The sequence below is a fragment of the Pseudocalidococcus azoricus BACA0444 genome, from assembly GCF_031729055.1.
Taxonomy (GTDB): domain Bacteria; phylum Cyanobacteriota; class Cyanobacteriia; order Thermosynechococcales; family Thermosynechococcaceae; genus Pseudocalidococcus; species Pseudocalidococcus azoricus.
The window spans coordinates 23751-36191 of the sequence record NZ_JAVMIP010000017.1; the positions used below are offsets into that span (position 1 = coordinate 23751).

General features: G+C 50.5%; 11 protein-coding genes. 4 read left to right on the forward strand and 7 right to left on the reverse strand.

The features are described 5' to 3' along the window. Positions 1–39 precede the first annotated feature (39 nt). Positions 40–975 (forward strand): ARPP-1 family domain-containing protein, encoded by a 936-nt coding sequence (locus tag RIF25_RS13520; protein WP_322879061.1) that lies wholly within the window; start codon positions 40–42, stop codon positions 973–975. Next, positions 972–3107, forward strand: coding sequence for an AAA family ATPase (locus tag RIF25_RS13525; protein ID WP_322879062.1), 2136 nt, complete (start codon positions 972–974; stop codon positions 3105–3107). The genes RIF25_RS13520 and RIF25_RS13525 overlap by 4 nt, the downstream gene beginning before the upstream one ends. 33 nt (positions 3108–3140) lie before the next feature. Here RIF25_RS13525 and trpA read toward each other — a convergent pair whose 3' ends face one another. After that, positions 3141–3947 carry a tryptophan synthase subunit alpha gene (trpA, locus tag RIF25_RS13530; protein WP_322879063.1) on the reverse strand — a complete coding sequence of 269 codons (807 nt, stop codon included), beginning with the start codon at positions 3945–3947 and terminating at the stop codon, positions 3141–3143. A gap of 127 nt (positions 3948–4074) precedes the next feature. Here trpA and RIF25_RS13535 point away from each other — a divergent pair, with 127 nt between their 5' ends. Then, positions 4075–6042 carry a bifunctional metallophosphatase/5'-nucleotidase gene (locus RIF25_RS13535; RefSeq protein ID WP_322879064.1) on the forward strand — a complete coding sequence of 656 codons (1968 nt, stop codon included), beginning with the start codon at positions 4075–4077 and terminating at the stop codon, positions 6040–6042. Between the two features lie 34 nt (positions 6043–6076). On the opposite strand, the gene RIF25_RS13540 is transcribed toward RIF25_RS13535, so the two are convergent. Further along, positions 6077–6841, reverse strand: coding sequence for a M15 family metallopeptidase (locus RIF25_RS13540; protein WP_322879065.1), 765 nt, complete (start codon positions 6839–6841; stop codon positions 6077–6079). A 141-nt stretch (positions 6842–6982) separates the two neighbouring features. Further along, entirely contained in the window at positions 6983–7546 is a 564-nt protein-coding gene (locus RIF25_RS13545) for an alpha/beta hydrolase (protein ID WP_322879066.1), read from the reverse strand. Between the two features lie 373 nt (positions 7547–7919). Here RIF25_RS13545 and sds point away from each other — a divergent pair, with 373 nt between their 5' ends. Then, positions 7920–8891: a solanesyl diphosphate synthase gene (sds, locus tag RIF25_RS13550; protein ID WP_015124430.1), complete on the forward strand. Its 972-nt coding sequence runs from the start codon at positions 7920–7922 to the stop codon at positions 8889–8891. Between the two features lie 12 nt (positions 8892–8903). Here the strand turns inward: sds and RIF25_RS13555 are convergent, their stop codons facing one another. The 4 genes from RIF25_RS13555 to RIF25_RS13570 all read right to left on the reverse strand — a co-directional run bounded on the left by RIF25_RS13555 (position 8904) and on the right by RIF25_RS13570 (position 12223). After that, positions 8904–9635: an RsmE family RNA methyltransferase gene (locus RIF25_RS13555; protein ID WP_322879067.1), complete on the reverse strand. Its 732-nt coding sequence runs from the start codon at positions 9633–9635 to the stop codon at positions 8904–8906. Beyond that, the gene (locus RIF25_RS13560; protein ID WP_322879068.1) at positions 9635–10738 is read right to left on the reverse strand and encodes a WG repeat-containing protein; all 1104 of its coding nucleotides are present in this window, start codon (positions 10736–10738) and stop codon (positions 9635–9637) included. The genes RIF25_RS13555 and RIF25_RS13560 overlap by 1 nt, the downstream gene beginning before the upstream one ends. A gap of 186 nt (positions 10739–10924) precedes the next feature. Next, the gene (locus RIF25_RS13565; protein ID WP_322879069.1) at positions 10925–11167 is read right to left on the reverse strand and encodes a chlororespiratory reduction protein 7; all 243 of its coding nucleotides are present in this window, start codon (positions 11165–11167) and stop codon (positions 10925–10927) included. A gap of 105 nt (positions 11168–11272) precedes the next feature. Continuing rightward, a complete protein-coding gene (locus tag RIF25_RS13570) occupies positions 11273–12223 on the reverse strand; it encodes an ADP-ribosylglycohydrolase family protein (RefSeq protein ID WP_322879070.1) in 951 nt (316 codons plus the stop codon). Positions 12224–12441: the final 218 nt, after the last annotated feature.

Sequence of the window (12441 nt, forward strand, 5' to 3'; positions counted from 1 at the left end):
AAGATTACCCAAGATATTCTTTATTGATAGAGAAAACTTATGACTCCCATTCCCGCCTTGTTAGCCCAAATCTGCCTGGGAAAACCCCAATCCCACCGCAACCTAACTCTTTACCCCTTGATTGCCAAAGACCATCCTGCCTTAGATTACCTCACCCTTGACCAGGCCCTGCAAGCCAAAACCGTCAAAATTACGGAAGTTTCCGAAGGCGGCAGTGTCCCAGAACTTTACTTTCTGAACCAAGGGGATAGGGCGGTGCTGTTGTTGGATGGTGAGGAGTTAGTGGGGGCTAAGCAAAACCGAATTGTCAACTTAAGTATTCTGGCCAGTGGCCATAGCACAATCAAAATTCCGGTTTCCTGTGTTGAACAAGGGCGATGGCACTATCGCGAGCGAGAATTTACAACCTCAGACCGGAGTTATTTTGCCAAGGGTCGGGCCAAGAAAATGGATCGGGTCTCCACCTCCCTCCGACAGCGGGGCCAACGGGATGGTCATCAGGGGGAAGTCTGGGACGAAGTGAACGAGATGTCTGATGCGCTGGATACTTTGAGTGACACGAGGGCCATGGCCGATATTTATGAACAGTCAGAAAACCAGTTACAGTCCTACTTGGCAGCCTTTGGCATTGTCCTGAATCAGGTGGGGGCTATTTTTGCAATTAATAATCAAATCATAGGTCTGGAGTATTTTGATTGCCCGCCGACTTTTAGCCATTTGTTCCCCAAGCTGCTCCGTAGTTATGCCATTGATGCCCTCAGTCAAGCCCAAGCTTCCCAAAATCCAGCTAACCCGGTCAATGTCATGGACTTTCTGACTAAGCTGGCCAGATCAACTGTGGAAAGTTTTCCGGCCTTGGGGGAAGGATTTGATTTACGCTTAACCAGTCCCACAACGGTTGGCAGTGTCCTGTTTGCCCGTGAACGGGTGATCCATTGGAGTGCCTTTCGGCGTATATCTGAAGCGAACCTATGACTCAGACCTTTCCATTAAAACCCCTGATCTGTCACTGCTTAGTTGGCCCTCCCAGTAGTGGTAAGACGACTTTTGCCAAAATTTTAGAAACTCACCTAGGAGAACAGGGCCAACCCACTCAGATTGTCAGTGCGGATCAGATCCGCGAGCAGTTATATGGGGATGTGGCAATTCAGGGGGCCTGGTCAGACATAGAACCGCAGTTATTAGACCAAATGGAACGGGCGATCTCGGTTGGGAAATCGGTGATTTACGATGCAACGAATGCCTATCGCTGGTGGCGGCAAAGTTTATTGATCAAACTGGCTAAATTGGGGGTGCAGTGGGTGGCCTGGCAATTAACAACTCCGCTGGAAACTTGCTTGGCCTGGAATCAAGCCCGCGACCGTCATGTACCAACCTTGGTCATTCAGGAATTTGCCCAGGCCTTAAAAAGTTTTCCAGTCATCCCCGCCGAAGGGTTTACCGCCATTTTTACTATCAACCCCGCCCTAGGAACTTTAGAACACCTCCAAGCCAATATTGCAAAATCCCTAGCCGCATTGCCCCTAAGCCAAAAAAACCGCAAAAATCGAACTCAACATATCCTGCCCCACCGCTATTCTCGGCTTTTGGATTTTGATCGCCTCCTCCATTTGCTATCCCTCATCATCCGTTATCCAGGCCTGGGGAATTTCCGGCATGAGAATCCAGAGCAGCTTTTAGACCTCCTCAAAACCGATACCTTACCCCCGTTATTAACTGGCCTGGATGAGATTGCAGCGGTGATGGCCAGTCAATACCATCAAATTTATGCAGATTTAGGAGCCTTAAAAGCAGATTTAGATTGGTTAGATGACAATAGCTTTTTCAGTCAAGCAACCGTAGATCAACCCCTGAGCCAGCCCGTCCCAGCCCCGACTGAGTTTATGGCCCATCGGTATAGTGATTGGTTGGGGTTTCAGCGGCTTTTTGCGACTCTGCGCTATATTCTTCACCATCCCCTCGAACAAGAGGATTATCGGGAAGCGGCTCAAGCCAAGAATATGGTGGATTGTTTAGCCGAGCGACTCTACGCAGCCAAGATTCTCCCCAACCCAGAAAACACCACCTTACGGAAAGATATTCAACTGGTTTTTAATCCCTATCGCCTCCTCCCTGATAAGACTTTACGCAAGGGGTACTGCCTGGGGACTGGAATTTTGACGGAAGAAGACCTGCTCCGGGTTTATGAGTTAGCCGCCGAACAGGTCAAAGGTCTCAATGATGTTATGGCCCAGGCCACGGTAGAACGATTTCAAAAACGCTTGGCATGGGCCCAGTTTAATCTTGCCGATTATGAGCCGGTGCGGGTTATTGCCAGTGGCAGTATTGTCAGTCCCAAATTCTTAAATTTTACCTCTTTAGCTTCAGTCACCGCCTTAACTGATTTGGAATCCTATATTCGCTCCGGTCAGAAGATTCGGATTGGCCGCCAGCGGGGATCGGCAACATTTGACAGTTTTAAGGATTTCATGCCGGAAGAAGATATTTGGCCCCTCGAAATTATTTTTCACAACATTGCTTGGTATTTGGGCTATGAGTTGGCCTCAGGCGAGTCTCAAGGCTTGTTGCGCTACGAACGATTAGATCGGTTATATCAAGCCAAACAGTATAGCCAGGTTGCAACCCGTACCGCCAAACAACAGCAACGGGCCCGCAATCAACTCCAAAAACTCCGCAGGTATAGTGCAGGTATTTTCCTGGGGGTGGATAAGCAGAAACAACAGGAATTTCTCAGCCTTAGCCCTGCTCAACGTCTGCAAAAGATGGTCACCCTAAAACTGCAATTTACGGAGGCCCTGTTTAAGTTTGTCAGTGAAGGAACCCAGCGATTCCCGTTTGAACAATTAAAAATGACTCCCCCACCCAGCCGATCAATTCATCATCATTCTGACCTGAAGCAAATCTTTACCTTAGGTCGAGCCGCAGATCCTATCCATCCCTACCGAATGAACGTCCTACTCCCGGCCTGGTCCTTTGAAGATGTCACCCTTAAGGCCTGGATTTTAGGATTTGGGCCGGGGGTTAAGGTCATTGCCCCAGATGCATTTCAGCAAATAATTATCCAAGAGGTTCAACAAACCCAACAGCTTTATGATTCGGCTCACTAATTGGGACTTAAGAATAGGATGCCAACTTTGAATTTAGCCCTTGATCCCGGTTAAACCAGCTTTTAAGTCCTGACATAACTGCTTGACTGCGGCGAGGGCTACCTGTTTATCGGCCTGGGCTAGACGAGAGACAAAGGCACTGCCGACAATGGCTGCATCGGCCCCCCAATCCCGCACTTGTACGGCCTGGTCTGTCTGGGAAATCCCAAAGCCAACCCCAATCGGTTTATCGGTAATATTTTTCAAAGTGGTTAACATCGTTCCCACCCGGTTTTGCATCTCCGCCCGCATGCCCGTGACCCCGGTGGTACTGACCAGATAAATAAACCCCTGGGAGCGTTGGGCAATGGCCGCCATTCGTTCTGGGGACGTGGTTGGGGCCACCAAAAGCGTTAATTCCAGGCCCAGGTCTGTGGTCAACTCCAACACCCCATCTGCTTCCTCAAGGGGTAAATCAGGAATCACCAGGCCCTGGACTCCCGCCGCTGCGACCCGGGTTAAAAAAGCTCGAATCCCTTGGTGATAGATGGGATTGAAATAGGTAAATAAAATTAGCGGGGCCTGGATTGTCGGGCGTAATTCTTTCACCAATCCTAAAACCTGCTCCAAACGGGTTCCTTTTTGTAATGCGCGGGTCGCAGCCGCCTGAATCACGGGGCCATCAGCCAGGGGATCCGCATAGGGAACTCCCAATTCAATCAGGTCAGCCCCATGTTGATCCAAAATTTTCAATGCCGCGGCGGTCGTTTCTAAATCTGGGTCTCCGGCCGTAATAAACGGAATTAAGCCACAGGCCTGGTGGGCGCGTAAATTAGCAAAGCATTGGGAAACAGAAGTCATCAGAAATTAATGCACCATGCAAGAATAGGTCAACCAGCGTCACAGCCTGAAATTCACGATTCTTAATGGCAACTTAAGCTCCGGCCATTAAGCTAGGGTGTTCAAACTGATGCTTCCTAATTTTGTCATGAGACTGTTCCGCCACCGCTGGGTTTCTCTCCTCGGTTTAGCTATTGTCACAGCCCTGGGCCTACTGCTCTGGTTCCAGCAATCGAGTTCCGGTTTATCCCTGCAAATTCTCCATGCCTCAGATTTTGAAGCCGGAATTCCAGCCCTGGAGGATGCGGTTAACTTTTCATCCGTCCTGAATACCTTAAAACGGGAAATGCCCAACAATACCCTGGTGCTTTCCTCCGGGGACAATTTCATTATGGGGCCATTTTTCTCTGCCAGTGCGGATCCTCAACTGCGGCAACTCTTGGGCCGGGAGGGGAATGGTCGGGGCGATATCGCGATTATGAATGCCTTGGGGGTTCAAGCCGCGGCCTGGGGCAACCATGAATTTGATGAAGGAACCGGGCGAATTAGTGATCTATTTGTTGCCGATGAAAAGGGGTATCAGGGAGCCAAATTTCCCTATCTCGCCGCCAACCTCAACTTTGAGCAAGACCCAAACCTGAAAGAGTTGCAAACGGCCGATGCCCAACTAGCCGAAAGTATTCCGCAGCGAATTGCCCATAGTGCGATTGTGACTGTCGCGGGAGAAAAGATTGGCCTGGTGGGTGTGACAACTCCCCTATTGCCGATCATTGCCTCCCCAGGCCCAGGTGTGACTGTCCTGCCCCAAAACCCGGAAGATATCCCCGGCCTGGCCGCAACCGTACAACCAGTCGTAGATCACCTGACCCGCCAAGGGATTAACAAAATTATTCTCCTCTCCCATCTTCAACAACTGGGGATGGAAATTCAATTGGCCGCCCAACTCCAAGATGTGGATGTGATCATTGCCGGTGGCTCCCATGCGGTTCTGACCAATAATCTGGAACGAGTTCGGGAGGGGGATAAGGTTTTGGGCCGCTATCCGGTCTGGAAAACCTCCAAAACTAAGGAACCGATTGCGATTGTGAATACGGGGGCCAACTATCGCTATGTTGGGCGGTTGCTGGTGGAATTTGATCATCAGGGCCGCCTCAAAACTGGGTCTAAGGCCAATCCCGACTATGTGCGCCTCAGTGATGCCTACCCGACCCTGCATCCCGGCACTGCTCCCCCCAGCCCTGAAGTAGTGACGCTGATTGAGGCAATTCGCAGTGTGATTATGGTTAAGGATGCACAGCAGTATGGCCAGGCCAAGGTGTTTCTCAATGGGTCACGCCGGGATGTCCGGACTCAGGAAACCAACCTGGGAAATTTAACCGCCGATGCCAACTTAGCCGCAGCCCAAAAAATTGATCCGACCGTCAAAGCCTCCCTCAAAAATGGCGGTGGGATTCGGGATAATATTGGCGCAATCAGTGGACTGGGGGGAAATTCAGCCACAGCCGGAGAACGCCTCCCGACCCAAGCCAACCCCACGGCCAAGAAAAAAATGGGCGATATTTCCCGTCTGGATATTGAAAACTCTCTCCGCTTTAACAACAGCCTCACCCTTCTGACTCTGACAGCGGTGGAACTTAAGCAGGTCTTAGAGCATGGGGTCGCGGCGACAAGCTCGTTGACCACACCGGGACAGTTTCCCCAAGTGGCTGGTCTGGCCTTTAGCTTTGATCCCGAAAAACCGGCCAATCAGCGGGTTCAATCCCTAGCCTTAAGGAATGCTCAGGGCCAGGTGACAGATGTTCTCGTCAAAAATGGGCAACTCCAAGGGAATCCCAACCGGACGATGCGGATTGTGACGCTGAATTACTTGGCCGATGGGGGGGATGCCTATCCATTTCCAACCTTTACAGCCGCCAATCCCAGCCGCGTCCAACGGGTTGACCTAGTTTCTGGGGATACTCGCCCGACCTTCGACACCCCTGGCAGTGAACAAAAAGCCCTCGCCGACTACCTCCAGGCCAACTTTCGAGATACCCCTTATACCCAAGCAGATTTGCCGCCAGAACAAGATGAGCGAATTCAAAACTTATCGGTGCGTAAAGATACGGTGATTTAGGGTCACTACTCACCACCCAGTGGAGTCGTTAACCTCAAGGACTTTGATTCTGATTGCTGGGTGGGGCTTGTTGGGCTAATTGCCGGGCCTGGTAAAAGGTTTTGAGGCTGGCCTGATCACCCACATAGCGCCAATGCCAGGGTTCATAACTAATGCCTTGGGGATTGTGTTCAGGAAAAGAGAGTTCAAAACTATAGTAGGCGGCGTTTTCCCGCATCCAGGCAAAGGCTTTCGTTTGGTCAAAGCTTGGATCTAAGTAACTGGCGGTATCTGTGGCATCCCCAACATCTATGGCATAACCCGTGTGATGTTCACTATAGCCAGGGGGCGCACTGACTAAGGCCCGTTCCCTCGGTTGCTGGCCCCGTTCTTTCTTAATGCCAAAGAATAAACGATCTTGATCGGTTTTAGAGCGAAACCCCGAGAGTGGCATAATGGCGACCCCGGCGGCCTGGGCATCAGCAACCATCTTTTTAAATTCCTCAGCCGCTGCTTTCCGTAACTTAATCCGGCCATCGGGGGTGATCGGCACTAACTCCGTTAAGGGTGCTTCTGGATAGGCTAAATGACCGAGGATATTGTCAGGATTATTCGGTGAAGAGGGGTCGGGGACAGCTTGGTTACTGGTGGTAGTAGAGATAGGAGCGGTTGCCAGCATCTTTGGTAAAACCCAGGCCAGGCCAGCCCCAATGATTACCACTCCCAGGCCAACGCTCAACCAGAGCCAGGGAAATTTGCGAACTGGGGTGGATTGAGAAGGGGCTTTAATCCGCTCGGCAACAGGAATATCTTGCTCCACTTGGCCAACTCCTCACCACCAAAAACAGCAGCTAAAAACTACCCCATACGCTAGCAGGATTCGGCCATAGGGAACAACTATCTCATTGGGGCAAATCAACGATATGCTTGGGCAGAATGACCCAGACTCGCAACTAAGCAACTAGGGAGAGGTTGGAGCCTGATTTGGGGAGACTTGTTGAAATTTCTTCACCGCCAGCGCGACCAATTTATCGTTTGTTTTGATCAACGCTTGCATCTGATTAATGTCTAAATTCAGGATGGGTTCAGGATAGGCCTGGATGAAATCAACTAGATTAAAGCCTTGGGGATTGGCAGCCGTTTTCAAGATCGCCGTTTTTAATGCATTAACCCCATCGGGGCCGGGGCGGAGAGTGGCTGCGGCTAATTCTGTGAGAATCTGATTCCCATTATCTGAGATTGCTCGCTGTTCCAAATCTGCCACATCGACGGGATAGTTAACTTTCAAGGCTTGCCGAAAATTATTTTGCATTTCCGGGGACAGTAAACCCAAAATTGACTGGAGATTTCCGGGCGCATTACCGGTTTGAGCAAAGGTTCTCAGGTCAGCCACTGGAATTAAAATCCCGCTAGAGGAGCTGTTTGTCCCCAAAACCAAGTTGAGTTGATCAGCCGCCCGACCCACTCCGGTTAAGCAACTGCCCCAGGCCAAGGCGGCAACCACTGCAACATGAGAAAAGCGCATAGAACCCCGTGAAATGCTCTAATTTGCCTCTCCAATATACGCTTTCTCGGAACCGGAAAAATCAACTTGGATCAAGACTCAAGGAAAAAAAGTAAGTGATCTTTAGCCAGGCCTTTTAAGTTCTGCTCCTACCTGAATCTATGGACTGGGCCCTCAGCGAATCCGAACCCCAGGTAAAATTTACGATATCAATAAGGGACAAACCGGGCAGGTATCTACCACTGTCATTGGCATTTTTCAATGAACTCCATTGAGGGCAAGAAACCCACGCCAAGCAGGATTTACTCAGAAACGGCCCAACTTCAGTCGGTTAGCTTAGAATACAACTAGGATTATGTAAAATTTCGTAAACATTCTTGCGGCATCCCCGTCCATGACTTCGGTAACATCACTGTTTTCTCCCGTTGAAGCCGATCTCAGGCTATTGACCGAAAATCTAAGAAATTTGATTGGGGCCCAACATCCTGTCCTCAATGCAGCGGCAGAACATCTTTTCTCGACCACGGGGAAACGGATTCGCCCCGCCATTGTGTTTCTGATTTCTCGGGCCACATTACCTCAAGGGGACTTAACACCACGTCACCGGCGGCTGGCAGAAATTACAGAAATGATTCATACCGCTAGCCTCTTCCATGATGATGTTGTGGATCAATCCCAATTGCGGCGGGGAATGCCAACGGTGCATAGTTTGTTTGGCAATCGGGTGGCCATCCAGGCCGGGGACTTTCTCTTTGCCCAGGCCTCCTGGTATCTAGCGGATCTCGATAATTTAGCCGTGGTCAAGCTCCTTTCGGAAGTGATTAAGGATTTTGCTGAGGGAGAAATTCAGCAGGGGTTTAATCGTTACGATACTAGCCTGGGCCTGGAGGCCTACCTGAACAAAACCTATTACAAAACTGCTTCCCTCATTGCCAACAGTGCCAAAGCGGCCGGAGTCCTGAGTGGTGTCCCGCCCCACTTAATCCAGGCCCTCTATCACTATGGGCGGAACTTAGGTTTGGCGTTTCAAATTGTGGATGATATCCTCGACTTCACCCGCTCCACCGATGACTTAGGCAAGCCTGCCGGGTCAGATTTACGAGATGGCAACTTAACTGCACCTGTTCTATATGCCCTCCAGGAAAATCCCTATTTAGAAGTCTTAATCGAACGGGAATTCAGCGAAACCGGGGACATTGAAGCGGCCTTGGAACTCGTGCATAGCAGTTCTGGAATTGCCCAGGCCCGGGAATTGGCCACTGGGTTTGCCAAGGCGGCGATTCCTTGTTTAGACGATCTGCCAACCTCTGATGCGCGCCAGGCCTTGGTCAACTTAACAGATTATGTTCTAGAGCGACTCTATTAATGCCCCATCGTCTCAAGGCTGTTTAATGGGGTGGTTAGCAATCAAGCCCAGGCCCACAGTCGCGGCGGTAATCGCCCTCAAGGTACGACTACCCAAGGAAACCGGCTCCCAATTAACAGCTCTGGCTAGTTCTTGTTCTGTTTCTGTCCAACCTGCTTCTGGGCCAACAGCTAACCAAATTTCTCGGGATGTTGCTTGTTGATCCGCCAACTGATTGACTAATGGCCTGATCTGTTCACCTAAACTACAGATATATTTTCGACTCAAGGGATCGCCTAGTTTTAAGACCTCTGTCCAGGCCTGGGGGGCAGCAATTTTGGGAACATATAACCGTTCTGATTGCTCGGCGGCTTCTTGGGCGATCCGTTGCCAACGGGTGAGCTTCTGGGGACTCGGTTCCGGTAAACTTCGGCTGGTGAGAAGCGGATAAATCTGTTGAACTCCAAGCTCTGTGGCCTGATGAATCACCTGATCAAGGGCATTATTTCTCAGAATGGCAATACATAAAACCAGATCAATCGGTAACTCATGGGCATGATCTAACGGGTGAATTAGGGTCGCTTGACTGGTGTCTAGGGATAATTCGGCTAACCAGGCCTGGCCCTGACCATTCATGGCAATAAAGTTCGCCCGCGGACCCAGCCGTAAAACATGGCCAAGATAGTGATGTTGCTCTGGGGTGAGGGTAAGATAGTCCCCTTCTGTCCTGGCCTGGGGGATGGTGAGGCGAAAATAGCGAGTCATTACAACTGTACGCGAGCCAAGCCTTCGTAGAAATAAAACGCACTGGCAAACTGGGGATTAATCACCATCTGGCCACTGGTGTCAATAAAACCATATTTGCCACTCTGCATCACCGGGGCCAAGCCACTGACAAAAAAATAGGCCGCATCAAAGCGCGATGGAATCACCACCCGGCCCGTCCGATTCATATAGCCATAACGACTGCCCTGTTGGACCACCGCTAATCCCTCGGAAAAAGGCGCAACTTTTTCAAACTGGAGGGGAATTTCCGGGCGGTTGCCTTTGTTGATAAATCCCCACTTACCCTCTTTCTCTACGGCTGCTACCCCATCCCCAAAGTTATAAACTGCCCCATAGTCCGGTTGAATGACAACACGCCCATCCCGATTGACAAAGCCCCACTTCCCATTTTCCTGCACAGCCGCCAGACCCTCACTAAAGGGATAGACCGCCTGGTAACGAGCCGGGACAATCAGCCGCCCATTGCTGTTAATAAAGCCCCACTGATCCCTAACCTTAACGGCGGCCGCTCCTTCCGAAAATTCCTGGGCCTCTTGAAATTGCAGTGGAATCACCAGTTTTTGATTTTTCCGAATATAGCCCCACTTATCCCCCTGTTTGACGGGAGCTAACCCATCCACAAAGGCCCCAGCCCCATTGAATTGAGGATTGATGGCGAACTGGCCATTGGGGCGAATAAAGCCAAATTTACCCGCCGTCTTGACATGGGCCAGGCCATCACTAAAGGGGTAGGCTTGGTCAAATTGGGGTTTGATCCGGACTCGACCTTGGAGATTGATATAGCCATAACTCCCCTTGACCTTGACGGCAGCTAAACCACTGCTAAAGGAATAAGCATCTTCAAACTGGGCTGGAATCGCCAACTTACCCCGATAATCAATAAACCCCCATTGACCCTGGGCCTGGGCAACTTGGGTGACGGGAGTGGTGGCCGGCCGGGCCTGGGCATAATCATCGAAGGCAGGCAAGCCTCCTAAACATAGGCTCAAGCTCAAGATCACCAGGCCCCAGATTCGCCAGCGGGCCCAAAGCCGCTTTATTTTGCATTTTTTAATCCACGAAATAATATCTCTTATGGTCATCACAGGTTATCAACTAGGTGGAGCAGGGGGGAAGCTATGGCTAAACCAGAAGTCTAGTGTTACCGATTTAGGGCCAGCATAGGTCAGGAAAAGCTGATACGACTGGCTAATCAACTCTGGTTCATCGTTCTCAACTCGTCAATCTCTCATTGCCAAAGTTAGTGGTGACCCCCTGCCCCAAGTTAGCTATTTTTCTAGGCGCACCGCATACCACTGGAGATACTGATTCGGGCCGATATCGAGGTCACAACTGGTATCAATCAGTCGCTGGGCCTGGGCGGTAATGGTGGGGATGTTTTTTAGGTCTTGAGGGAGATTGTCCTGGCGTTGGGCTAAAAGGGCCTCTAACTTGGCCTGGAGTTCTTGAACGGTGAGAAACTGTTCGGGCTGGTTCGGTTCGAGGATGACAAAAAATTCATTAGCATTCATTAGGATTTGCCAAACACTAGCTTTGAGGGGGAATCAACCATGGTGGGGGTGATTGCCTAGATCATAAACGGTGGTGACAACTGAGGCTATCGAGTCAGCTAGATGCTAGGCTGGGTAGGCAAAAATTGCTGCCTCTAATCGTTGGGCTAAACGGCGAATATCATCGCAGCGGGCTAGTTCCTGCAACCAGTGGCGCGGAATTCCGTCCAGGCCATCGTAAATCCCCGCTAGGCCCCCGGTAACGGTAGCTGTAGTGTCGGTATCACCCCCTAAATTGACCGCTTGTAACACGGCCTGGGCATAGGAATCATGGTTCAGGAAACACCAGAGGGCCGCTTCCAAGGTGGAAATCACATACCCATCGGAACGAATTGCCGTCATCGGGAGGGTATGGATTTTGCCACTCCAAATCCGGCCAAAGTGAATGAGTTCTTGGGCATAGGGCGGGGCCTGGTAATGGGGATAGACGTTTTTAATCCCCTGTTGATAGGCTGCATGGGCAGAAGCTCCTTCTAAAACACAAAGGGCAATACTGACATAGATGCCACAGGCCATTTGGGAACGTAGATGGGCATGGGTAATGGCTGAGGTTTGATGGACTTCTTGGAGGAGTTGCGGAAAATTAAGATGGCGAAAGTAATGAAAGGCCAGCGGTAAAGTTCGCATCAGCGCGCCATTGCCACAAGTATCCTGATGGGAGGCCCCGGATTTGAGGGGTGAAATTCCCTGTTGGACTCGTTGTAAGCCGTAGCGTGTAGTTAGGCCAATATCAAAAATAGTGCCTCTCGCGCTCCAATGGGCCTGGGTCTGCCACTGGACAAAGGTTTGGGCAATATGATCTAGGTCAAACCCCTGACATAAACTTTCCGCTAAGCACAGTAATAACGAGCCATCATCAGACCAGGTCCCAGCCGGTTGCTGCCAAGTTCCATAACCGCGCATTTCCTGAACCGGATCAGTAGTGCGTTCGGCACGGGTTGTAAATTTCACTGGCACACCCAAGGCATCTCCGACACAGGCCCCCAGTAATCCCGCCGCAATTCGACTATTTAACATAACTGTTTAGGGGCTATGGGCAAACCATGACGAGATTCACCTTAAGACTGTGCTGTGATGGTCTGAGTGATGAAGACTAAAATCAAGAAAAAGTTCAATTTTATCAGTCACTCCTTGAGCCTAACTAATGTATCACACTATTATCCGGCAGCCAGTGCGAAAAACCTTTGCGGCTCTGAGTCGAGGAGATTAGGAATTGCAGAGGCGAGTGCTCCTCC